At 48.0% G+C, this 22,241-nt stretch carries 24 protein-coding genes and 2 tRNA genes; 6 read left to right on the top strand and 20 right to left on the bottom strand.

All coding sequences use genetic code 11. From position 1 onward, the window contains the following. Positions 1-95: 95 nt before the first annotated feature. The 6 genes from GI364_RS12200 to GI364_RS12225 form a co-directional block, all read right to left on the bottom strand. Complete coding sequence (locus GI364_RS12200; protein ID WP_198849578.1) at positions 96-653, bottom strand: cysteine hydrolase family protein; 558 nt, start codon at positions 651-653, stop codon at positions 96-98. A gap of 18 nt (positions 654-671) precedes the next feature. Then, positions 672-1,661 carry a zinc-binding metallopeptidase family protein gene (locus GI364_RS12205; protein ID WP_198849579.1) on the bottom strand — a complete coding sequence of 330 codons (990 nt, stop codon included), beginning with the start codon at positions 1,659-1,661 and terminating at the stop codon, positions 672-674. 10 nt (positions 1,662-1,671) lie between these two features. Further along, positions 1,672-2,715 carry a M42 family metallopeptidase gene (locus GI364_RS12210; RefSeq protein WP_198849580.1) on the bottom strand — a complete coding sequence of 348 codons (1,044 nt, stop codon included), beginning with the start codon at positions 2,713-2,715 and terminating at the stop codon, positions 1,672-1,674. Beyond that, on the bottom strand, positions 2,706-3,770 hold the full coding sequence (locus GI364_RS12215) for a M42 family metallopeptidase (RefSeq protein WP_233095767.1): 1,065 nt from the start codon (positions 3,768-3,770) through the stop codon (positions 2,706-2,708). Before GI364_RS12215 ends, GI364_RS12210 begins: the two co-directional genes overlap by 10 nt. A 63-nt stretch (positions 3,771-3,833) precedes the next feature. Further along, positions 3,834-4,853, bottom strand: a complete 1,020-nt coding sequence (locus tag GI364_RS12220) for an RluA family pseudouridine synthase (protein ID WP_198849581.1) — start codon at positions 4,851-4,853, stop codon at positions 3,834-3,836. 103 nt (positions 4,854-4,956) lie between these two features. Beyond that, positions 4,957-5,202, bottom strand: a complete 246-nt coding sequence (locus tag GI364_RS12225) for a hypothetical protein (RefSeq protein ID WP_198849582.1) — start codon at positions 5,200-5,202, stop codon at positions 4,957-4,959. A 266-nt stretch (positions 5,203-5,468) separates the two neighbouring features. Here GI364_RS12225 and GI364_RS12230 point away from each other — a divergent pair, with 266 nt between their 5' ends. Together GI364_RS12230 and GI364_RS12235 are read left to right on the top strand one after the other, a co-directional pair. Next, positions 5,469-5,735: a hypothetical protein gene (locus tag GI364_RS12230; RefSeq protein ID WP_198849583.1), complete on the top strand. Its 267-nt coding sequence runs from the start codon at positions 5,469-5,471 to the stop codon at positions 5,733-5,735. Positions 5,736-5,814: 79 nt separating this feature from the next. Next, positions 5,815-5,890, top strand: a tRNA-Gly gene (locus GI364_RS12235). Positions 5,891-6,000: 110 nt separating this feature from the next. Here the strand turns inward: GI364_RS12235 and GI364_RS12240 are convergent. From GI364_RS12240 to GI364_RS12265, 6 genes are all read right to left on the bottom strand, one after another. Continuing rightward, positions 6,001-7,014, bottom strand: a complete 1,014-nt coding sequence (locus GI364_RS12240) for an SDR family oxidoreductase (protein ID WP_198849584.1) — start codon at positions 7,012-7,014, stop codon at positions 6,001-6,003. A 30-nt stretch (positions 7,015-7,044) separates the two neighbouring features. Then, positions 7,045-7,623 carry an ATP-dependent Clp endopeptidase proteolytic subunit ClpP gene (gene clpP / locus GI364_RS12245; protein WP_198849585.1) on the bottom strand — a complete coding sequence of 193 codons (579 nt, stop codon included), beginning with the start codon at positions 7,621-7,623 and terminating at the stop codon, positions 7,045-7,047. 25 nt (positions 7,624-7,648) lie between these two features. Next, positions 7,649-8,398 (bottom strand): RNA polymerase sigma factor, encoded by a 750-nt coding sequence (locus tag GI364_RS12250; RefSeq protein ID WP_198849586.1) that lies wholly within the window; start codon positions 8,396-8,398, stop codon positions 7,649-7,651. Between the two features lie 181 nt (positions 8,399-8,579). Next, entirely contained in the window at positions 8,580-8,819 is a 240-nt protein-coding gene (locus GI364_RS12255; protein WP_198849587.1) for a glutaredoxin family protein, read from the bottom strand. 157 nt (positions 8,820-8,976) lie between these two features. Continuing rightward, positions 8,977-9,249 carry a hypothetical protein gene (locus GI364_RS12260; RefSeq protein WP_198849588.1) on the bottom strand — a complete coding sequence of 91 codons (273 nt, stop codon included), beginning with the start codon at positions 9,247-9,249 and terminating at the stop codon, positions 8,977-8,979. Between the two features lie 153 nt (positions 9,250-9,402). Continuing rightward, positions 9,403-10,272 (bottom strand): YihY/virulence factor BrkB family protein, encoded by an 870-nt coding sequence (locus tag GI364_RS12265; protein WP_198849589.1) that lies wholly within the window; start codon positions 10,270-10,272, stop codon positions 9,403-9,405. A gap of 208 nt (positions 10,273-10,480) precedes the next feature. On the opposite strand from GI364_RS12265, the gene GI364_RS12270 reads away from it, so the two are divergent. From GI364_RS12270 to GI364_RS12280, 3 genes are all read left to right on the top strand, one after another. Beyond that, positions 10,481-12,235, top strand: a complete 1,755-nt coding sequence (locus tag GI364_RS12270) for an ABC transporter transmembrane domain-containing protein (protein WP_198849590.1) — start codon at positions 10,481-10,483, stop codon at positions 12,233-12,235. Then, positions 12,232-14,154, top strand: a complete 1,923-nt coding sequence (locus GI364_RS12275) for an ABC transporter ATP-binding protein (RefSeq protein ID WP_198849591.1) — start codon at positions 12,232-12,234, stop codon at positions 14,152-14,154. The genes GI364_RS12270 and GI364_RS12275 overlap by 4 nt, the downstream gene beginning before the upstream one ends. A 76-nt stretch (positions 14,155-14,230) precedes the next feature. Beyond that, positions 14,231-14,965 (top strand): DUF421 domain-containing protein, encoded by a 735-nt coding sequence (locus GI364_RS12280; RefSeq protein WP_198849592.1) that lies wholly within the window; start codon positions 14,231-14,233, stop codon positions 14,963-14,965. Here the strand turns inward: GI364_RS12280 and GI364_RS12285 are convergent. Continuing rightward, the gene (locus GI364_RS12285; RefSeq protein WP_198849593.1) at positions 14,962-15,720 is read right to left on the bottom strand and encodes a CheR family methyltransferase; all 759 of its coding nucleotides are present in this window, start codon (positions 15,718-15,720) and stop codon (positions 14,962-14,964) included. The two genes, GI364_RS12280 and GI364_RS12285, sit on opposite strands and share 4 nt — an antisense overlap. A 75-nt stretch (positions 15,721-15,795) precedes the next feature. Between GI364_RS12285 and GI364_RS12290 the strand changes: the two genes are divergently transcribed. Continuing rightward, entirely contained in the window at positions 15,796-16,722 is a 927-nt protein-coding gene (locus GI364_RS12290; protein ID WP_198849594.1) for a patatin-like phospholipase family protein, read from the top strand. A gap of 196 nt (positions 16,723-16,918) precedes the next feature. Here GI364_RS12290 and ndk read toward each other — a convergent pair whose 3' ends face one another. The 7 genes from ndk to gcvH all read right to left on the bottom strand — a co-directional run bounded on the left by ndk (position 16,919) and on the right by gcvH (position 22,213). Continuing rightward, the gene (gene ndk, locus GI364_RS12295; RefSeq protein WP_198849595.1) at positions 16,919-17,368 is read right to left on the bottom strand and encodes a nucleoside-diphosphate kinase; all 450 of its coding nucleotides are present in this window, start codon (positions 17,366-17,368) and stop codon (positions 16,919-16,921) included. Positions 17,369-17,512: 144 nt separating this feature from the next. Next, positions 17,513-18,484 (bottom strand): polyprenyl synthetase family protein, encoded by a 972-nt coding sequence (locus GI364_RS12300; protein ID WP_198849596.1) that lies wholly within the window; start codon positions 18,482-18,484, stop codon positions 17,513-17,515. 82 nt (positions 18,485-18,566) lie between these two features. Continuing rightward, positions 18,567-19,307, bottom strand: a complete 741-nt coding sequence (locus GI364_RS12305) for a heptaprenyl diphosphate synthase component 1 (protein ID WP_198849597.1) — start codon at positions 19,305-19,307, stop codon at positions 18,567-18,569. Positions 19,308-19,441: 134 nt separating this feature from the next. Beyond that, entirely contained in the window at positions 19,442-19,678 is a 237-nt protein-coding gene (mtrB, locus tag GI364_RS12310) for a trp RNA-binding attenuation protein MtrB (RefSeq protein ID WP_198849598.1), read from the bottom strand. A 136-nt stretch (positions 19,679-19,814) separates the two neighbouring features. Next, positions 19,815-19,891, bottom strand: a tRNA-Pro gene (locus tag GI364_RS12315). Positions 19,892-20,037: 146 nt separating this feature from the next. After that, the gene (spoIVA, locus tag GI364_RS12320; RefSeq protein WP_198849599.1) at positions 20,038-21,516 is read right to left on the bottom strand and encodes a stage IV sporulation protein A; all 1,479 of its coding nucleotides are present in this window, start codon (positions 21,514-21,516) and stop codon (positions 20,038-20,040) included. A 313-nt stretch (positions 21,517-21,829) separates the two neighbouring features. Beyond that, positions 21,830-22,213 carry a glycine cleavage system protein GcvH gene (gcvH, locus tag GI364_RS12325; RefSeq protein ID WP_198849600.1) on the bottom strand — a complete coding sequence of 128 codons (384 nt, stop codon included), beginning with the start codon at positions 22,211-22,213 and terminating at the stop codon, positions 21,830-21,832. Positions 22,214-22,241: the final 28 nt, after the last annotated feature.

Genomic DNA, 22,241 nt, shown 5'->3' on the forward strand with positions numbered 1-22,241 from the left:
ATAGCACATTAGGAGCATGAATGTGCCGTTACACTGTATCAGGAATGATGGGGCAGCCTGACAACCTCCGTCGCAGTGCTGCCCGCATATTTGGATTAAATAATGCTTGCTCCAAGAGTATCTGAGAAGTGCCGGAGTGCCCAGTCGTGTCCTTGCGGGTCGAAGCTTGCTACCCCCTGACTGTGAATAGTCAACTGAAAAGACTTGTTGTAGGCGTCTACTGCGGTGTGAAGCACACAGATATCCGTACAGACTCCTACTAAGTGGAGTTGGGTAATACCTTGGGAGCGAAGCGTCAATTCCAAGTCCGTACCAGCAAAGGCGCTGTAACGAGTCTTGTCCATCCACTTAAAGTTGTCCGGGAATCCCGCATCCGCCAATTCGGTGATATATGTGCCGAGTTGTCCATACAGTTTTCTTCCCTCTGTACCCCGCAGGTTATGCGGAGGAAACAACTTTGTCTCAGGGTGATAAGGGTCTCCTTCGTCATGTACATCGACTGCCATGACTACAAGTCTTCCGTCTTGAACGAACTTTTTCGTCAGGTCCGTAATGTATTTGTCTACGTCTTGACCGGGTTGTCCGCATGTCAGGCTGCCTTCGTCAGCGATGAAGTCATTGGTATAGTCAATCACAATCAGGGCTTCTGGCACCGCATTTTCCTCCTTTGCTCAGGCCTTGCTTTGAACCGCCTTCAGCAAGATCTGCACGCACTGTTCTGCATCCCGCAAGTCGACAATTGGACTGCTGGAGTCGACATAGCGAACCGGGTAGGAAATTCCTCCGGTTGGAATTCCTGTAGTAGACAAGTGTAGTGTGCCAGCATCAGAACCAGCGTCTGGGCGCACTTCAAATTGGACATCAACGTTTGCCGATTTTGCAGCGTCAATCAGATGGTCTTTGACTGCGACGGGCACGACAATGCTCTTATCCATGATTTTTACAGCGGGTCCTTTGCCGAGTTTTACTTCCATTCGTTTCGATCCCGGTGTATCACCAGCTGGCACGCCATCTATGACCAGCGCCCAATCCGGCTGTACGCGGTGTGCGACGGTTTTGATGCCGCGGTTTCCAACAGTTTCCTGTGATGTAAACGCCAGCGTGACCTGTTTTCCGTCTGCTGCAGCCTGTCGAAACACTTCAATAGCGACAGCACAACCTACGCGGTTATCCAGTGCGCGTCCGCTAAGAGCATGGTCGCCGATACTAACCAGTTCTTCGGTAACGACGCCTGCCAAACCAATATAAACACTGTCCTGTGCGGCTTCTTTGGAAGAAGCTCCAATGTCGACATACAGTTTGTCAAAGGTGATGGCTTCCTTGTCTTTTACTTGTTCGGCCTGCAATACGCCGTGCACTCCGTTCGAAAACAGAATTTGGCGGCCAATTAATTGCGTCGGCGCGAGATTGCCTACACTCACCAGGCGCAAAAATCCACAGTCATCAATGTGAATTACCATAACACCCGGTTCATCCATATGTGCCGTAAGTAATGTGTGAGGGCCGTCTCCACGCTTGTGTGCCACGGCATTTCCCAGTGTATCGATATAGGTTTCGTCGGCGTAGTCCTTCACAATGGAAAGCAAGTATTCTGCCAAAGCCTGCTCAGATCCTGATGGTGCAGTGAAACCTGCCAGCTTTGTAATCAGCTCTCTCAACATAACCCCTCCTCTAAAGGCTTGATGCTGCAGCATCCGTCCACGCCCCTGCAGCAAGTTCATGCAGGATGGCTTTCACTAGACGGATTGAATTTTGATAATCATCAAGGGAAATAATCTGGGCTGGTGCATGAATATATCGTACTGGAACTGAAATCGCTCCTCCAACAACCCCGTTTCGTGTCTGATGAATTGACCCGAAGTCATTGGAGCCACCTCTTACGCGGCGGAACTGATACGGAATATCGTTCTTCTGCGCAATGGAAACCATAAAATCAAGGAAGCGTTTGTCAGCAATGGTCAGTCCGTCAAAGACGGTGAAGGCTGGTCCGTGCCCAAGGATGGTACCTTGACCGTGACCAGGTGCATCGACAACGTCGAAACAGATAGTCCCCTCAAGTGCAATGGCAATATCCGGCTGTACCCGATGTGCCACTGCCGTGGCGCCCCGGAGACCGACTTCCTCTTGTACGGTAAAAGCACCAATGAGAGGCAAGGCGTAGGAATCCTGAAGGACTTCGGTGAGGATGCCGCAACCAACGCGATCGTCAAAGGATTTTCCCTTGGCACAGTTATCACCAATTTCACCGTACTTCGTCGTAAACACCGCTACATCTCCAGGCTGGACAACCCGGTTGGCATCTTCCTTATCTACGGCACCAATGTCTATGTACAATTGGTGAAACCCTAACGGCTGACGCCGTTCGTCCGGTTTTTGCAAATGAATCGGCTTTGCGCCGATGACGCCCATAATGCGGTCTGCACCAATGGCCACCGGTTTGGATACAAGAATTCGCGGATCTACGCCGCCTACGGCCCGAAACCGCAGCAGGCCGCTGTCTTCGATGTGAACAATCATGAGCCCGACTTCGTCCATATGTGCATCGAGCATTACCTTCGGGCCCTGAGAGCTGGTGCTCTTTTCGGTAATCAAGCTCCCAAGCACATCGGTGTACAGTGCATCCACCGAATCCTTGACTCGCCTCCAAATCACATCCCTGATTTCGTCTTCAAATCCGGACGGCCCCATGGCTTCGGTTAACTGTTTCAATAGCATGAGAGTCCCTCCACATATTCAGAATCTACGCTTGCAATGTAGTGCGCCAAAAGCCGGCTTGATTCAACAATGTCTTCGTACGATCCCGTTTCTACAGACGTATGCATGTAACGAATCGGAATACCAAGCAGGCCGGTCGCGACACCGTCCCTGGTGATTTGAATCTTGTTTGCATCGGTCCCCGTCGGACCTTGGGACAGTTCAATTTGGTAGCGTATACCATGTTCCTTGGCTGTCTCGGTCAGTCTTTGAAATACCTTTTTGTGAATGTTCGGCCCCATTGTTATTGCTGGACCCTGTCCAATCTTGAAACTTTCATCCGCGTCTTGACCAGGCATATCTGCAAATGTGACATCCACTGCGATGCCAATGTCCGGGTTAATTGCATAAGCTGCTGTCTGAGCGCCGCGCATGTGTACTTCCTCTTGAACGGTGGCTACAGCATAAACGTCAGCAGTGTGTCGCATTTGCTTCAGTTGTCGAAGACACTCCAGCAAAATCGCAACACTTGTTCGATTGTCAAGTGATTTCCCGCTGATACGATGATTGAGAAGGTCCATCGGCTCCCGGTACACAGTAATTCTGTCGCCAACGCGAACTTGGTCGCGTACGCGGTCTTCGGGCATTGCTGTATCTATGTACAGGTCTTCCAGAGGTGCCGCTTTCTTTCTTTCTTCAGGAGAAGTCAGGTGAGGCGGCTTGGACCCGATGATTCCGTGAAGCGTCATACGTCCATGGACGACCACTTCCTGGCCGACAAGCGTTCGCGGGTCAAAACCACCTGTTTGAACGACACGCAAAAATCCCCCTTTGTCAATTTTTGAAACCACGAGGGCGATTTCGTCCATATGTGCTGCCAGCATGATACGCGGACGCGGGCCCTCACCAGTACCCGTGACAACTGCCGTGAGGTTGCCCATTGCATCCTTTGAAACATTGTTCGTGTAACGCCGAAACATCTCCTCAACCGACGCACCAACGCCCTGCTCAAAACCTGGGCCGCCGTGCGATGAAATAAGCGTTTTCAGATCCGCTTGATGTTTTCCTAATGACACATTCTCACTCCTCTCGTTATAAGAAAAATAGCGAGTCGCAAATACTATCTTATCAAAGCCAGGTTAGTCAGGCGAGCTTAAGGAGAACAGCTGCTCTGTTGCCAGGTCCCATTCGTTGTCGGTGATGCCCTGCGAACGTGCGACAAAGCGGAAATCAGTTGGCGGTGCGGCACTGGCGCTGACTGTTACATTCGTCACAGGGTGTGTCCAGGTCAGACGAAATGCATGCAGTGCCTGGCGGCCGATGAGCTGACTTAACTCTGCAAATTCATTACTGTCTCGTGCGCGTTCCTGTCCGCCGGGAAGCATACAGTAGGACCAGTCATAGTGCGGATCACCGATGATAGGAAGCCCGATTGACGCCAAGTGAAGCCTGATTTGATGTGTCCTTCCCGTTTCCAGCCGTAATTCAACCAGTGCTACGTTATTCCTTATGATGATGGGCCGATAATGAGTCACCGAAGCTTGTCCATCCATGGAGATGACACGACGTGAGGGTTGGTTTCTGTTGATAGCAATTGGAAGTCGAATTGTTCTCCATTTGCCCCAGTCGTCGTCCGTGAACGAGGACTTCTGTGCTTCTGAGACATGCACCAGTGCAGTGTAACTACGGTGCATTAGGCCGTGTTGCAAGGCATAGTCGAATACATGATGGTAATGGGCATGTTTCGCAAACATAACCAAACCGGATGTCTCTCTGTCCAAGCGGTGAACACAGTGCGGGATGCGCTCCTCTGGTGATAAATAGTGAAGCAGTCCCGACAGCACGGAGTCCTCCCGTTCCCAGGCGGTTGGATGAGAGAGGACTCCTGCCGATTTATTGACAATAAGAATTTCAGCGTCTTCGTATCGGATGTCAAGGTCCATCTGTTTCATTTCCAGACTGGAGGACTCGTTAGGTAACGTAACAAGTATTATGTCACCTTCATTTACGTGCTGATTCAGAAACACGGTCTCCTTTTTCCGCTGAATCCCATCTTGTTGCACCAACTGCCGAAGCAGTCTTCGCGACATCTTATACTTGGACTGCAACAGGTTCCTTAGTACTCTCCCGTTTTCTCCAGGGGTAATCGTCAGAATCATAGATGAAATCCCTTCTTTGGTCTTAGAGCAAGGCTTGTTGTGGGGGCACTGTCATCATATAGCAGTTGCGCAGCCCCATCAATAAACAAGGGAATAAAATGCATTACATTCGCACAACAACTGTTCCGCCGGCACCGCCCTGTGGGGCGCTTTTTTGAGCGATTGCCAAGGACTCAAGCAATTGATTGTTTTTCTCCATGAGGTCAATCATTTGGTCAAGTTTCTTTTCCAGCTTTCGCATCCGACGATACATGGCTTCCTCGGTGTAAACCAAATGATGCGGTATAGCACCCGCGCAGGGCACACCGCCGCGTAAATCATTCGTCTGCTGGTTCCAGAATTCGTTCATCACCCGAGCCTCCTTTAATCCTGCGTCACTTACAGAATACGCGAATGTCCCCTGCCCCGTTCGCCCAATGAGGGAGCAGTCCTTCCCCTCATTGGGGACTCGCGAGAAGGTGCGGATGAAAGATTCCGCAAAATGCCGGGTCAAGCACTAAAAATCTTACGTATGATTCTCTAGGACGTCGAATTCGGGTACGTTTTCCGTTCCCGATTTGAAGCCAAATAGCGCTGTTCACAAGGCCTTGTCAGGACAGGCATAAGTGGGGGATAATGATGAGCCGAACGAGCGACCAAAAATCGAAACTCCGCCAGGCCGAGGAAGAAGCACGTCACGGAGTGGCGGTATTTCTAATTATCTACTCTCTGGTGGGAATCGATATTCAGTCAAAGAAAACCGAAGAGGAGAAACGGAAAACAACGGCACTGTGGCTGGCATGGGGAATACCCTTTCTGCTTTTGGCATTTTTCATTATCACACCGGAACAGCAGACAATACGTGAGTCTCAGCAGAACACCATGCTTCGACAAGGCTGTTAGATACTTAACGCTTTGAGGTACTTGCCAACGAACAGAAATCGATGTATACTGTCTTTCGCAGATTACAGCAATCATTTGTGCGGATGTAGTTCAATTGGCAGAGCATCAGCTTCCCAAGCTGAAAGTTGCGGGTTCGACCCCCGTCATCCGCTCCATGTCTAGTCATACTAGTTCGTATCACAATAAATCCAGCGCAGTATGCGCTGGATTTATTGTTGTCAAAATGGAGAGCGATCTGCGTTTGTTCTGCGGACACTTGTTTTCGTCAGCTCTTTGAGAAGAATTTGTGAAGCAGTTGCTCCTCTCTTTCTCGCTGCATCCCCGCATGCCCTGCACTCTGTGGTCGAGTGCTTTGAAGGCCTGGCTGCCTGGTCAGTTCCCAGTGAAGAGTGTCTAAAATGGAATCCTCAAGTGAACGGAATGACAGTCCATTATCGGTGGCCTTTTTGACGTCAATTGTCATGAAACCAGGCCAGTTCGTTTTTTCTGAGATCCACAGCGGTAGTTCCTCAAACTCTCGTACATCTTCTTGTAACAGGAACTCTTCGCTGACCCATACGACCTCTGCCGAGCTGTGATGAAACCTTCCCAGCATCTCCACCATGTGTCCCATAGTCAACTCGTAGTCTGGCCCCGTTGCGTTAAATATGCCTGTCAGGTGCTTTTCGACAGAGCGAATGGTCCAGTTTGCCAGGTCCCGTGCGTCGATGAATTGAATTTTTGCATGACGCGGCTCTGGGACGAGTATGCTTCCACCTTGATAGAACCTCCTGACCCAATAAGTAAAGCGATTGGTCGGGTCGAACGGTCCTACTATCAACCCCGGCCGGACAATGAGCGCACGTCCTCGAAACTCCTGTGTAACCTCCTGTTCGCACAGAGCCTTTAGGGCACCGTAGTGTTCTGAAATGTTTTCATTCGATTTGTCATGTAAGGTTTCGACGACGCCATTTTCATCCATGCCAGTTTGGGAGAAGTCTGCATAAACGGAGATGCTTGAAATGAATGTATAGTGTTCTACCGCATCTTTCAGCAAATTGACTGAGTCCCGCACAATTCGTGGTATATAGCCGCTGGTATCAATCGCCGCATCCCAAGTTCGACCGTGTAGCGCGTGCAGATTTCCATCTCTGTTGCCCTTTAATTTTTCAACATTAGGAAATAAATCAGGATTGCTTTGTCCGCGGTTGAAAAGTGTCACTTCGTGTCCGCGCTGAAGGGCGGCATCCACAAGATGCCTGCCCAGAAACTCTGTACCTCCCAATATCAGAACTCGCATTTCGTCCCCTCCGTCTTGGTTGAAAGAGCATCATGTGACAATGACTTCGTCAATCAGTCCATAGTCCCTTGCTTCGCTTGCACTCAAAAATCTGTCTCGGTCAGTATCCGCCGTTATCCGTTCTACCGGCTGCCCGGTATGTCTCGCCAAGAGGGCATTAATTTTCTCACGAGTTTTCAGCATCCAATCCGCATGGATTTTGATGTCAGAGGCCTGCCCTCTTGCTCCTCCCAGCGGCTGATGAATCATGACCTCGCTGTTCGGTAATGCAAATCGTTTACCTTTTGTACCGGCTGTCAGCAACACGGCCCCAAAGCTGGCTGCCATGCCTACGCAAATGGTTGCTACATCCGGCTTGATGTGTTGCATGGTATCGTAAATTGCGAAGCCAGCGGTGACAGATCCTCCAGGACTGTTGATGTACATCTGGATGTCCCGGTCTGGGTCATCAGCAGCGAGGAAAAGCAACTGTGCTGTGACTGCGTTAGACAGTGCGTCATCGATTTCCGAGCCAACAATGACGATTCGGTCCTTTAACAGTCTTGAATAGATATCATAACTTCGTTCCCCGCGACTCGTTTGTTCAATCACATACGGAATCAATGCCATGCTTATCACTCCTCTTATCGTCAGATTAAGCTGCCCTGTCGTATAAAGTGGTCCTCCAAGTCTTATCCGTTCTCGAATCCGTTTGATTCGGAATCAAAGTCTCCGCCACGGTAAGCGCTGTACCGGTGGCTTGTACTGGGTCAAGGACTCCGTCTTGGCATAGTTGCACCAGCATGCGAATGTCTGCGGATTGAAATGCGGCAGCATAGGCGTCCAGAATTTTTATTTGTGATTCATCTACCCTTGGTGCAACCTCTGTATCCTGTTGAACAGGTACAAGTCGTAACCTAGCCCGATGTAACGTTGCTTTTACAGCACCCGGACTTGTCTCTAGCAACGCTGCTGCCTCTCTGTCTGTGTACCGAAAAACGTCACACAACAGCAGCACGACCTGCTGTTGCGCGGTCAATCTCTGCATCAATACTTGCAAAGCGTCCAATACATCTGCAGTATCTGTGTTGTCTGCAACGGCGACACTGCGCAGTTCTTGCGGCTCGCAGAGGTGACTTGGTGCATCTTTGCGAAGACTATCTATCCATGTGTTTTTTGCAATTCGACGCAGCAGTGCGGGTACATTGGGGTGGTACTTCTCATTTTTCAAGACTGGCAGTGCCTTAAGGAGTGTTGTTTGCAACAAATCTTCGGCATCATGCGGTGACGAGCACAAAAACTCACAGTATCGACGTAACGGTGTATACATTGATGTGATGCTGCTGTTGCTGGCGGACTTGCTTTGCTGCGAGTTTGCCACCTGCCGTTGACTTGTTTGGCTCAACGAAAACGCCTCCCTTCTTTAACTGTTATCTGATAAACGATTGAGTGGTTCAAAAAGATACGGGTGAGCCGAATTTTTCTGAATTTCGAAGCGCACGGTCTGACCAATGAATTGACAAGTGGCAGCAGTCTCCAATACGAAGTGCCTTTCACCAGATACTTTAAAAAACCCTCTGATGCGCTCAGAGGGTTTGTATCAGCTTGTTGATACGATCTGGATCATATCCTAAGACCCATTCGCCTTTAATTCGCGTCTGCGGTACCCCGCGTTGACCCGTGGTCTGAAAGACCTGCATTGCCTGCTCAGGGTGTCGTTCCAGATTGACTTCCTCAAACTCCACATTCTTTTCGGTTAAAAACCTTTTAACCATTTTGCAGTAAGGTCAGGTTGAAGTGGTGTAGACTGTTACATCGCGGAGCATGTTGACGCTTCCTTTCCCGTTTAAATTGTACTTTGTACTACAAATAAAGTACCACAGTATGAACATGCTATTCAATTTGTGCCGTTTGTCTGTCAGAACGGCATCGTCAGTTGGTCTACAAAAGTCTGCAACCGAATTTCAGATTGAGCCCCGGTGCTTAGTCACCCTTGATGTACTTCCAAATCCTAAGCCGATCTCGTTTGCTCTTCGGATCCACCTGCTTTGAAACGAGCCACTTTGCTGCTTCCCGCTTCTCTTCCTTGGAAAGTCTAATGTTCAGTTCCTGAGCAAGTTCCTCCATTAGTTTTCCAGCCATATCGACTTGCTGTAACTCACTCTTGGTATATTGAACCATCGTCTTGTTGACTGTTCGCCAGTGCATAGGATTCAGCATCTTTTTCCGAAATGCCTTCAGTGCTTCCGAGGCCATAGTGTCACTCCTATCCGCATCCACGTAATTTAAAAGAGAGATTCCATAGCGTACGCAATAGCCTACGTCCAGCGTATGCATACAACTGTTCAGTTTTGTCGGCAAGTGCCCGCATTCACATATAAGTACAGGGACGCCTTGTGAGGACGAGTCTTACATTTCATCGTCTGGAGTAAGCACCTTGGTAAGGGTTACAGCTACTTCCCCGCCAAACAGCATCATGACACTGACAATGTAAATCCAAAACACCAACAGCATAAAAAATGTCAGAGTCCCATAGATGAGTTTGTAGTGGTGTAAATGGGCTGTATAGACCATGAAAGCGCCTCTTGACAGGTATATGCCCAAGGTGGACACCAAGGCACCAATGGCAAGGTGAAGGTTCTTCAATTGTCGTGAAGGAAGGAAACGGTAACAGAAATAGGATGTAGCAAAGAGGAACAGTGGGAATGCAATTCTTCCAATCCACTGCGTGGTACGCGTCCACTCTGTAAACGGAGTGTCTCGTAGGAATCGGGTGAGGAACGGTGTCACACTGGACATCAGTGCTGAGGCAATCGTTAGTACAATCAAGAGGATCAGCATAGAAAATCCCACAACATATTGAGAAAAGAAAGACCGCCGTTTCCGGATTCCCCAAATTTTATCAAGAATGTACTGGAAGGAGACAAACCCCCCCACTGAAGGCCACAAGAGTCCTAAGAGCCCTACAATGCCTATGGTTGATCCAAAGTGTTCAAGGCGAAACAGGTTAGCTTGTAAGACCTCATTTGAATCAGGCAGATTAGGTATGTAAGACTTGGCTATTCCATCAATAAACTGATTCACAATGGATGTTGGAATGACGTGGGAGGAGCTGAATACAAGCAGTAATAACAGTGGAATCATGGATGAAAAAGCAAAGTATGCGATAATCGCTCCCAAAGCACCAATGTTGTGCTCGAGTGTTCCCATTACAAGGCTTTTAACGACAGTATTTAGCACTTGCTTGAATGAAATTCGACGGTGTTTAACTCCATACATCGTGGAAAGCTCCTCAAAAAAAGAATCTCTAAATCATAGTTTAGTTTGCCCTTTACATTAGTCTTGAATCATTGGTGTTGAATCATTGGTGCAATCTGGAATGAGACATCTGTACTCTGGAATCAGAATGAAATCCCTCATTCAAACACTCATTTCCTCCATCCACGGAAACGGGTAAAATAGATGATGCACATAAGGAGAGAGATTCATGCGAGTGTTTTGGGACTTAATGTGGTATTTTAAAGCGAACAAGTGGCGTTACATGTCTGGCATCTTCCTGCTTATTCTGGTGGCGTTGCTCAATTTGATTCCGCCGCAGATTGTCGGCAGTGCGGTAGACAAAATTAGCAAGGGTACCCTGACACCAGTCCTGCTGCTCCGCTGGATTCTCTACATAGCGGGAACCGGTGTGCTCATCTACGTACTGCGTTTTTTCTGGAGAGTCATGTTGTTTGGCGCAGCCATTAAGTTATCTACAATCCTCCGGAGCAGGCTGTATGCTCATTTCTCCAAGATGTCACCGCAGTTCTACCATAATCGTCGCATCGGCGATTTGATGGCCCATTCTACAAATGACATCCAGGCCATTGAGCAGACTGGCACAGACGGAATACTGACCTTAGTTGACTCAATCACAACAGGCACCGTGGTTACAGCTACTATGGCGTTCACTTTGAGTTGGAAGTTGACTTTGGTTGCGCTTGCCCCCATGCCGTTCATGGCGCTTCTCACGAGCTATTACGGAAAATTAATGCACCGTCATTTTCATAAGGCGCAGGCAGCCTTCGCTGACTTGAATGATAAGGTACAGGAAAATATCTCGGGCGTTCGAGTTATCAAGGCTTTTGGTCAGGAAGAATCAGAGAACTCTGCATTTCAGGCTCAGTCTCAAGATGTGGTTGACAAGAACATGGCTGTGGCAAAGATTGACGCACTATTTGACCCGACTATCGGGATTGTCGTTGCAGTGTCGTTTTTTCTCACTGTTTCCATTGGTTCCTTGTTTGTCATTCACGGCCGACTCTCAATCGGGCAGTTGACTACATTTACAATGTATCTAGGGCAGCTAATCTGGCCAATGCTGGCATTTGGGTGGTTATTCAATATTGTGGAGAGAGGTCGAGCCTCCTATGACAGGGTTCGAAAACTACTTTCAGTGCAACCGGACATTGTCAATCAGGCCGGGGCTAGTCAGAAGCGGCCCTCAGGTGACCTTAACTTTAGCATTGATTCCTTCGCTTATCCGAATTCACATCAGTCCGTGTTAACAGACATTTTAGTTCAGTTGCAAAAAGGCAAGACTTTAGGGTTGGTGGGCAAAACCGGTGCTGGAAAAACAACATTGCTGAAACTGCTTTTACGTGAGTTTGATTGCCACAGCGGTGACATCGTTATTGGCGGACAATCGATTTACGATGTAACTTTGGATGCGTTGCGGGCCAGCATTGCTTATGTACCACAAGACCATTTTCTGTTCTCTGCGACAATCCGTGAAAACATCGCTTTTGGCAAACCCGCAGCGGCTACTGAAGAGATTTACAAGGCTGCTTCCATCGCTGCAGTTCATCAAGACATACTGGGTTTCGCAGACGGGTATGACACCCTAGTCGGTGAGCGCGGTGTCACCCTCTCTGGCGGTCAGAAGCAGCGAATCTCCATCGCCAGAGCTCTGTTGCTTGATTCCGAGATTCTCGTCTTGGACGACTGCCTTTCCGCCGTCGATGCGAAGACTGAAAATGAGATTTTGCAGAGTTTGACGGTTGACCGGGTTGATAGAACGACAATCATCACAGCGCATCGACTGAGTGCAGTTCAACACGCAGATGTCATCGTGGTCCTGTCCGACGGAGCCATTCTCGAGCAAGGCAATCACGAAGAACTCATGAGACAAGGCGGTTGGTACTGTCAGATGTATCGTCAGCAACAGCTTGAATCACTGATTGAGGAAGGGGGCCGAATATGACTCCACGGGAGACCTTAGGGCCCAGCCAAGAGGTAGGGGACAGACAAATCTTCGCGCGTTTGCTCTCATATCTAAGGCCCCACTGGAAGCTTCTTCTCGCCGCCGTAACAATTTTGTTGTTGGCGACTTCTTCTGATGTGGTTGGTCCTATTCTGATTAAGGTTTACATAGATAATTATCTTCGGCCGCGGGTCTTCCCTGCTTTACCCGTGACACTTCTTGGCGGAGGTTATTTATTTTTGCAGGTTGCTGCAGGCCTGTTAAACTTCGTACAACTGATATGGTTTCAGAAAATTGCTCTTAAAGTTATTCAACGGTTGCGAGTGGATGTGTTTAGTCACCTACAGTACCTGGGCTTAGCGTTCTTTGACCGAAAACCAGCAGGGTCTTTGGTGTCTCGAATTACCAACGACACAGAAGCGATTAAGGAACTGTATGTGAGCGTGCTCTCAACCTTTGTTCAAAGTTCGTTTTTGTTGATTGGAATTTTCGTGTCGATGTTTGTGCTAGATGCGCGTCTAGCTGCGCTTTGCCTCGTCCTCGTTCCAGTCATCTTTGGTATTATGCAAGCCTATCGAAGGTTCAGTGCTCCGGTGTTTTTGTTGGCTCGTCACAAGTTGAGTGCGCTCAACGCGAAGTTGAGTGAGTCGCTGCAAGGAATGTACTTGATTCAAGCTATGCGCCAGCAGCAACGATTGAAAAGCCAATTTGAGCAGATAAATGACGAGTATAAAGAGGCCCGACTCAAAAACGTGTATTTAAATGGTCTACTGTTGCGACCTTTGGTTGATGTCGTCTATTTGCTTACCCTAATACTAATCCTCTCGGTGTTTGGGGTTCAGTCGTTTACCAGGTTTGTGGACATTGGCGTTCTGTACGCTTTTGTCAATTATCTTGACAGGTTTTTCGAGCCCGTTAACCAGATGATGATGCAGTTAAATATGCTGCAACAAGCCATCGCCTCATCCAGGCGTGTGTTCGAATTGCTCGACGAGACGGAATTCTCTCCTCTGCATATGCCAGACAACGACAGATCAGGCCAAGGGTCTGCGGCCGCCCGAACAACGGGATTAAATGAGAGTGCCGATGTTCCCGCAGGTCATAATGCAGACCCTAGAACCAGTTCATTAGGTCAGAGCGTTGTTCGAGAGATCCCAAGTATCACCAACGGCGAAGTGTGTTTTGACGGTGTGGATTTTTCCTACGATGGAAAGACGCAGGTCTTAAAAAACATTACGTTCACTGCGCATCCAGGACAGACTGTTGCAATTGTCGGGCACACAGGGAGCGGAAAAAGTTCAATCATTAACTTGCTGCTGCATTTTTATGAACCCAGTAGTGGAACAATCACGATTGACGGACACCCTCTTAACCAATTTTCAAAGATGGAACTCCGGTCCAAGTTGGGTCTCGTACTTCAGGATGCGTTCTTATTCGCAGGGGATGTTAAGAGCAATATTCGCCTTGGACGTGATATATCCGACAACATGGTTCAAGCAGCAGCGGAATTTGTGCAAGCCCATTCCTTCATACAGCGTCTTCCCCATGCATACGAAGAACAGGTCGGGGAACGAGGGACGCAGTTTTCTGGAGGGCAGCGTCAATTGCTGTCCTTTGCTCGCACTATGGCAGATGAACCTAGAATCCTTGTGCTGGACGAGGCCACGTCGTCCATCGATACGGAGACGGAACAAGCGATTCAGTTGGCACTTGAACGCATGCAGAGAGGAAGAACGACAATTGCTATCGCTCATCGCCTTTCCACGATTCAGGATGCAGATTTGATACTGGTCTTGCATCACGGAGAAATCATTGAACGAGGAACTCACCAAGAACTGCTTTCACTGGAAGGACTGTATCACAAGATGTACCTGTTGCAGCAAGGAGGGCGTGCAAATAATTTGACAGTTATCGATTAGAAAGATTCACAATTGACCATACCTTTATGTAAAGACGGGCTTTGCCCGTCTCTCATATTTATTCAAGGAGTTTGTTATGAACATCCATTGGCTACTGATTGCAGCTTTTACGGTCTTAACATTTCTCGTCTTGCTTGCTTTTGTACGTTGGATTGGCAGTACGCAGTTGAGTCAGGTTACTTTTTTTAATTGGGTTGCAGGAGCGTGTATGGGGAACATCGGCGCCAATATGATTTCTGCGCATAACACCAAGGGTTGGACAGAAAACTTTTTTGCTCTGCTGGTATTTACGTTGGCAACGATTGTGGCAGCTTGGATTTCTCTTAAGAATCGGGGACTAAGGCGATTGGCAAACGGAGAACCCGTGATTCTGGTTCACAAGGGAATTTTGCTGAGGGAGAACCTGAAAAAAACCAAAGTAAACATTGATGTCCTCATGATGCTCTTGCGGCAAAAGGGGTATTTTGCATACCAAGATATTGAGTACGCGATTTTAGAGCCTACTGGAAGTCTCAGTATTCTGCCAGTTCAGGAAGCTCAGTCTGTCTCAAAAAAAGATTTGAAGGACGGTCCAGACTTATCTGAAGACAAGGGCGGTCCTTTTGCTGAGATTGTTATCGACGGCACAATTGACGAAGACAAGCTCTACAAGACTGGTCATGATAAAATTTGGCTTCAGCGACAGATACTTGATTCTGGAGCAGCAGGGCTCTCAGAAATCACATATCTTGCTGTGAACAAACAGGGTCACGTCATTGTCGACGCAAATCGACTCAAGAACAATACTGCAGATAAAAACGAGCCCTTTTAGTCAATCTTTTGGTAGATAAACGGCCGAACGATTTTGAAACCGTATGTTTGTGGAGAGAAAATCTGTTCCGTACTGCCAACAAATAAATATCCCCCAAATTTAAGTGCCTTCGAAAACTCCGAAAGAACGTGTGCTTTGGCTTCATCAGTGAAATAAATCAGTACATTCCGGCAGATAACAAGGTCTTGATTGCGAGGATACGGATCTGCAAGCAGGTTGTGTCTTGAAAACTCTATGTGGCGTTTATAACGATTGCTAATTTGCCAGGTTGAGTCTTTTTCGGAAAAGTAGTCGTTCAAATAGTGTTCTGGTACACACTTCATTTGATGCGACTTGTAGATTCCCAGTTTTGCTGCTGCAAGTGCATTCTCGTCCAAATCCGTTGCTGTAATGTGATACGGTCGGCTGATTTTGTCTTCAAGAAGAATGGCCAGTGTATAGGGTTCCTCTCCGGTTGAACAGGCTGCACTCCATGCGCGAATCGTCCCCGACTGAGCCGTCAACAAGTCCGTTAAACTATCCCAACGGTCCGGATTACGAAAGAATTCGGACACATTTATAGTGAGTTTGTCCATTACTGCACGAAGGACACCGTCATTGTTTTGAATGGCGTTAAAGAACTCCGGGAATGAGGAGTACTCAAGCCGCTGCATCAATGTAGTCAGTCTGCGCTCCATCTGTTGACGCTTATACCTTCGCAAGTCAATTCCGCAATAGTGATAGAAATCCAACATAAACTGATTATACTGAGACATTTTACTCTCCTTATGCAACAACACAGACAGGTTGTAATGGAATGCGTATTCAACTACTTCAAAGGCGGTGAAATTGTGAATCAAGAAGATAAGGTTGGACTTATTCTCAGCGGAGGAACGCTGAAAGGCGCTGCCCATGCAGGGGCTATAGAAGCGCTCGCTGAGCTCAACATTCCGATTCACTGCATAGCTGGTACCAGCGCAGGATCAATCGTCGGAACACTGTACGCACATGGATATCGCAGTTCTGAGTTCAAAAGTCTGCTCAAAACTTTTCCTGGCGTCAAACTCCTCGACTACGGCTTTCCAATTTCGTCGCACCTGTGGTATCACACATTAAAACGGTGTCACCGACATCGAAAGGCAAGTACTCTGTCCGTCGGACTGCTCAAGGGACGGAAACTCAAGCGATATGTCTCGAGATTGCTTAAAGGGCGGAACGCTCAGATCCCCTATTATATTGTGGCAACAGATTTGAATTCTGGAGACCCAGTCGTATTCTCCAATGCAGCCGAAACACGGCACAGTGACGGTTTGATGCCGATTACCAATCTTCCTACGTCTATTTTAGCCAGTTGTGCCATGCCGGGTATTTTCAGCCCGGTCTTTACAAACGGGCAACTCCTTGTCGATGGTGCAATTAGACACTACGCGCCCGTTCATGTACTTCGTCAAGCAGGGTGTTCAAAGTTGATTCTCATCAACTTGCTCACGCTAGATACCGATTGGAAGCCATATACAGTCCTCGATATCGTTGCTCGTTCCTTCGAAGTGATGCTTCGTGAAACGATTGAAGATGATATACACGGCCGAGATTTGACCGTAATTGAACCCGCCCTGTCTCACGTGAAGTGGACCTCTTTCGACGAATTAGACGCATGTTATGCAGAAGGCTACAACGCTGTTATGAGAAATCGCACGAAACTTATTAAAATGCTAAACGACCCGGAACCCGTCGGGAGCGGACCCGTAATTTCGTTTCAATCTGCCAATCGCAACTAGAATCCCACGCGTAGATGATTGAGCAAAGAGGCCGTCTCGCAGCAGAATCTCAATTCGCTTCGTAAGTACGGCCTCTTCACTACAATTCTTTGTTTGTCAGGAACGCGTCTGCCTTCAGTCTCCAGCAGGACGCCAACATCAGTCAAAATCAAGTCATTCGTGATGCCGGTAAAAACACATCAGAATGCCAATTTACTCAGGCCAGCCAAGCGTCCACAGAACGCTCATAGTTGGTAGCGCCTTCGGGGAACCACAGCCCGATTTCCCGGTTTGCACTCTCAGGAGAATCTGAGCCGTGAATGATGTTCATTCCGATTGTCAATCCTAAGTCTCCTCGAATCGTTCCCGGTGCGGATTCTGCAGGATTGGTCTTACCCATCATAGTTCTAGCAGTAGCGATGGCATTTTCGCCCTCCCAGACCATTGCAAAAACTGGCGAAGAGGTAATGAAACTGACCAAATCACCAAAGAAGGGGCGCTCTTTGTGTTCCGCATAATGCTGTTCGGCTAATTCTCTAGACACGGAAATAAACTTCCCGCCAACCAGTTTAAAGCCCTTGTTCTCAAAACGAGATACGATTTCTCCCACAAGACCTCTTTGAACTCCGTCAGGCTTTACCATAATAAAGGTTTGTTGTACTGTCATGTGTGATTCCACTCCCTCTTAATTTTTCTCCATGGACTGCACTACTACTGCTTCGCGCTAGTATCCCAATCGTATCTTACGCAATTCTCAATTAGACTTCAAACATCATCTAGCGGTTATGTAGTGTCCCTCTCAACACTTGTCCTAATAAGCTCGCCGATTTACAAAGTTAGATACAGTTGTAAGGTCGTCGACTGCTTGGTGAGGCCGAAGTGTTTCAAGTTCCTTTAGAGCTTTTTCCAAGTATCGGTTTGCCAGGTCTCGTGCCACTTGCAACCCGCCTGTAGCTTTAATGATTTCAACCGCGCGCAGGACAGTGGTTTTGTTCATATTCTCACGAACAATAGTACGCAGTTCACGGGCGTTTTCGCCCCTTCCTGCGTACAGTGTTGGCAACGTGAGGTTGCCTTGTTGAAGGTCTCCTCCCACGGGTTTGCCGACCACTTGCTCATCTCCTTCGAGATCGAGCAAATCGTCCGTTATTTGAAACGCCATTCCCGTGTAGTAGCCAAAGCGTCGGAGTCGGCGGACCGTCTCGTCGTCCGCATTGCCAGCCCTTGCGCCAAGGGAACAACTAATCGAAATCAGTAGAGCAGTCTTTCGCTCTACGCGGCGTAGATAGTTTCGGACATTTTGTTCCCAATTGTAAAAGTCTCGGATCTGGTCAATTTCACCTTCACAGAGACGCACAATTGCATCAGACATTTCGCGGTGAATTCTAAGGTCACTGACATTGGACATCAACCGAATTGCACGGGCAAATAAAAAGTCGCCCGTGTACATGGCTGCACGGTCACCATAAGTAGATCTTACCGTCGGCTTGCCTCGTCGCACGGAGGCGTCGTCAATGACGTCATCGTGAACCAGCGATGCCATATGTATCATTTCCAAAGAAGCGGCCACCGAGTACACAGCCTGGCGGTCCATGCCATCCCCGAATTGGCTGCACATTAAGGCAAACAAAGGGCGAATACGTTTCCCGCCAGCCTTGAGCAACTGTTTCGCGGACTGCGTAAGTTTTGTATTACCTGATTCCACTGAGTTGCTCAAGAGTGATTCAACGTTGTCAAGTTCAGCGCGATAGCGTTTGTATGAGTCGATAAATTGCATTTGCATCTGAATAATCCTCAACCTTTTGCCCAATGTAATGCGGCAATGCCTCCTGCAAGAGGATGGCTGCACGATAAAGAATACACAACTAGGAATTTCCTTCGGACAGAGAAAAGTGGTGCTCGAAATTCTGTTGAATGGACTGCAAGTAGTCAATGAAAAAGGAAGAAATGGGTTCAAGAAATGTATTGGCTTGTACGGTCAGCAGTCGATTCATGACTTCTGTGAGCCAATCCTTCCCGTGACTGCGTTGTAGACGAACTCCGCTCATCTGCGGCATCTCTTTCAGGATGTGCGCTTCGACCAACGACTGAATCTGCGATTGCCACTGTTCTGGTTTCTGCAGAAAGTGATTGGCGAGTACATACAGCAGTTCGCCTTCCACAATTTCGTACAGATTGGCTCGATCCTCGAACAAGGCATCACTGGACAAATCCAACAGAGTCATCTTTGCTTCGTTAATCCGCACCACAGCGTCACATAAGTCATAAAGTAACTCAGTATCACCAAGATGGGAGAGGACGTAATAGTATTGACTACTGCTAAAGTCGCCCGTAAGAACAAACAGTTGCCGTATTCGTTCTGCCTGGTTATCAATTTCATCATGAATTGATAAGCCCTCCTGCAGCAACAACACGGCTTCCAATATTTCCTGCGCACGGTCTTGTTTAACACCGCTGACTTTCAGTATGGCAGCGCCGACTTCAAAATGAAATTTACTCGCTTCCGGTTTGACATCGCGCGCTTCCAGATACGGATTAAACAAGTAGCGCTGGACTCGTTGGTTCACGTCCTCATAGAGCACGCTGTCTGCCTCAATTCTTACCACGCGTCCTTCATCCCCCTGTTTTGCAATACTCACTGACCGATATAAAAGAGCTTGTGTTTCGCATCATATAAAAAGACCTTTCTCAGTATAACACAACCATGAAACCATATGACATACAACGTCATGCCACGCTTCTACAACTCACCACTAACGGTGGAAATTGTGCCGTGTTTTGTGTACAGGGTTGCGTTACCCCGTATTTTCATGGCGGACGTATGTTCAGTGAATTGTGCAATCATTAATTCGTTCTTATCAAGCTTCTCTGCATGGTGAAACTTCGTTTCAGATCCGCGGGTCAGTCCGATGACTTGCACTCCGTTTTCTTTGGCCTGAATGACAAAATAATCACCCATTACGGGAGAATCACTCATACCTATCCCCTCCTCCACTCTATTCCCAAGGTTTACGTATTACGATTTGAGCGGTACCCTCAACGCTTAGAGATTACCATTAACCTTCAGTATTGCCATTAACAATGAAAAACCAGCGTTTCTCACGCTGGCTTGCTGGTCGGAATGCCGGGATTTGAACCCGGGACCTCTACCTCCCCAAGGTAGCGCGCTACCAGGCTGCGCCACATCCCGCAGTTCACTCTTTGGACGCAGTAGCATTATATCGAATTCTTTCTCTCAGTGCAATGGATATAAGCTGCGGAGAAACCGGAAACGGCGCAAAGACAGTTCTCTGCGCCGCGAGTGTTTACTTTGTTGACCCAGTCCGACGACAGCCTTCAGAGAATAATAGCGATAAGACCGCCGCTGCCTTCGTTGATGATGCGTTGCAGTGTCTCTTTAAGTTTGAACTGCGCATTTTCCGGCATCATAGAAAGTTTACCTGAGATACCTTCTTTAACGATGGCTGCCAAGGATTTACCAAAGATATCGCTTTGCCAAATTTTCAAAGGGTCCTTTTCAAAGTCCTGCATTAAATAGCGCACAAGCTCTTCAGATTGTCGCTCAGTACCAACAATCGGTGCGAACTCGGATTCTACATCCACTCGAATCATATGAATAGACGGTGCCGTGGCTTTTAACCGAACTCCAAATCTAGATCCGTGTTTGATAAGTTCAGGTTCATCTAGTGTCATCTCTTCCAAAGACGGAGGAGCTACTCCATAGCCGGTCATTTTCACCATCTTCAGAGCCTCAGCAACTTTGTCATATTCCTTTTTCGCGTAGACAAAGTCCTTCATCATTCGCAGCAGCTGATCACGTCCGTTAATCCGCTCACCGACAACCTCTGTCAGCACTTGGTCGTAAAGTTCATCCGGGGCCGACAACTCGATGACGGCCACACCTTTTCCCATGTCCATCTGTGACAACCCTGCATATGAAACGAATTCATAATATGAAAAATCCTGTACCACCCTGTCAATATCCCGAATTCTGCGAATGTCTTGAATGGTCTCGCGAACGGCCGTTTGAAACTGCTCCCTGAGCCAATGGTCTTCATCTAAGACCATCACCCAATTCGGCAAATTGACGTTCACTTCTTTGACAGGAAATTCAAACAGGGCCTCGCGTAAGACGGTGTTGATTTCATGCGTTGTAATGGTCGCACAGGACAGCACAATCACGGGAACGTCGTATTTCTCATTGAGCTCTGAACGAAGGTTCTGAGCCTGTGGATTCTCTGGATTTACCGAGTTAACAATAACTACGAAAGGTTTGCCGAGTTCCTTCAGCTCTTCAATCACTCGCTCTTCGGCGCTGACATAGGACTCACGGGGAATTTCAGCAATACTTCCGTCTGTTGTCAGTACAACTCCCAGAGTAGAGTGGTCACTTATGACCTTACGTGTTCCGATTTCTGCTGCTTCTTCAAATGGTACAGGGTCGTCGAACCAGGGAGTGGAAACCATCCTTGGTCCATTTTCATCTTCGTATCCCCTTGCCCCGTCGACGGCATATCCGACGCAGTCTACAACCCGTACGTTCACATCCAATCCTTCCGCGACAGAAATTTCAACCGATTGATTTGGAACGAACTTGGGTTCCGTAGTCATAATGGTTCTTCCCGCTGCACTTTGGGGCAGCTCATCAGTCGCTCTGGCGCGTTCGGATTCTTCTTTAATATTTGGTACAACGACTAGTTCCATAAACTTCTTAATGAATGTGGATTTGCCTGTACGTACAGGGCCGACTACGCCGAGGTAAATGTCGCCCCCTGTCCGCTCTGCGATATCTTTAAAGACGTCGAATTTTTCCACGCTTTCCCCTCCCTCAAGTTGACCGGCGTAGAGTATCACCCGCAAGTCCCTCCAAGCCCCGATGCTGTCCATTTTGGCAAGGACAATACATGTATATGCGATGCTAGCCGGGCTATGCGTTGGAGGTTGGACGAATGCTGACACTGACTATGTATATGTCCGAGCTGGATGTGTAGAACATTCGCTGAGCAGATGTAGTGCAAGTTAGGACAGATATGAAAGAGAGCAGCGCCCCTGCGGGCACTGCTCTCTAAAAGCTAGATTTACTTTCCTTGCTAAATTTCATGTCAGAATGGAAGTAGGACCTACAGGTCTATTCCTCGATATGTGTTTCGTATGCCGCCGCATCAAGGAGGTTGTCCGCTTCACTGGAGTCTTGCATCTCTACGGCAATCATCCACCCCTTGTCATAAGGGCTTTCATTCACAAATTCCGGGTTATCCTCTAGTTGCGTATTGATTTCTACAACTTTTCCCGTAATGGGAGCAAACAAGTCTGAAACAGTCTTCACAGATTCCACTGTACCAAAAGTTTCGTCCACCTTAATTTCCGTGCCTTGCTCAGGCAGTTCTACAAAGACAATGTCGCCCAGTTCTTCTTGGGCAAAGTATGTAATTCCGATGTACGCTTTTGTTCCTTCAACACGAACCCATTCGTGTTCCTTTGAATACTTTAGATTTTCGGGTACTTGGCTCATCGAATCACCCTCTCATTCTGTTTCATCG

The sequence above is a fragment of the Alicyclobacillus sp. SO9 genome, assembly GCF_016406125.1.
Lineage (GTDB): Bacteria > Bacillota > Bacilli > Alicyclobacillales > Alicyclobacillaceae > SO9.

Excerpts from the sequence above, each read along its gene's own strand:
- GI364_RS12205 (WP_198849579.1), bottom strand. The coding sequence starts at position 1,661 with ATGTTGAGAGAGCTGATTACAAAGCTGGCAGGTTTCACTGCACCATCA.
- GI364_RS12210 (WP_198849580.1), bottom strand. The coding sequence starts at position 2,715 with ATGCTATTGAAACAGTTAACCGAAGCCATGGGGCCGTCCGGATTTGAA.
- GI364_RS12220 (WP_198849581.1), bottom strand. The coding sequence starts at position 4,853 with ATGATTCTGACGATTACCCCTGGAGAAAACGGGAGAGTACTAAGGAAC.
- GI364_RS12225 (WP_198849582.1), bottom strand. The coding sequence starts at position 5,202 with ATGAACGAATTCTGGAACCAGCAGACGAATGATTTACGCGGCGGTGTG.
- GI364_RS12230 (WP_198849583.1), top strand. The coding sequence starts at position 5,469 with ATGATGAGCCGAACGAGCGACCAAAAATCGAAACTCCGCCAGGCCGAG.
- GI364_RS12240 (WP_198849584.1), bottom strand. The coding sequence starts at position 7,014 with ATGCGAGTTCTGATATTGGGAGGTACAGAGTTTCTGGGCAGGCATCTT.
- clpP (WP_198849585.1), bottom strand. The coding sequence starts at position 7,623 with ATGGCATTGATTCCGTATGTGATTGAACAAACGAGTCGCGGGGAACGA.
- GI364_RS12260 (WP_198849588.1), bottom strand. The coding sequence starts at position 9,249 with ATGGCCTCGGAAGCACTGAAGGCATTTCGGAAAAAGATGCTGAATCCT.
- GI364_RS12265 (WP_198849589.1), bottom strand. The coding sequence starts at position 10,272 with ATGTATGGAGTTAAACACCGTCGAATTTCATTCAAGCAAGTGCTAAAT.
- GI364_RS12270 (WP_198849590.1), top strand. The coding sequence starts at position 10,481 with ATGCGAGTGTTTTGGGACTTAATGTGGTATTTTAAAGCGAACAAGTGG.
- GI364_RS12275 (WP_198849591.1), top strand. The coding sequence starts at position 12,232 with ATGACTCCACGGGAGACCTTAGGGCCCAGCCAAGAGGTAGGGGACAGA.
- GI364_RS12280 (WP_198849592.1), top strand. The coding sequence starts at position 14,231 with ATGAACATCCATTGGCTACTGATTGCAGCTTTTACGGTCTTAACATTT.
- GI364_RS12285 (WP_198849593.1), bottom strand. The coding sequence starts at position 15,720 with ATGTCTCAGTATAATCAGTTTATGTTGGATTTCTATCACTATTGCGGA.
- ndk (WP_198849595.1), bottom strand. The coding sequence starts at position 17,368 with ATGACAGTACAACAAACCTTTATTATGGTAAAGCCTGACGGAGTTCAA.
- GI364_RS12300 (WP_198849596.1), bottom strand. The coding sequence starts at position 18,484 with ATGCAAATGCAATTTATCGACTCATACAAACGCTATCGCGCTGAACTT.
- mtrB (WP_198849598.1), bottom strand. The coding sequence starts at position 19,678 with ATGAGTGATTCTCCCGTAATGGGTGATTATTTTGTCATTCAGGCCAAA.
- gcvH (WP_198849600.1), bottom strand. The coding sequence starts at position 22,213 with ATGAGCCAAGTACCCGAAAATCTAAAGTATTCAAAGGAACACGAATGG.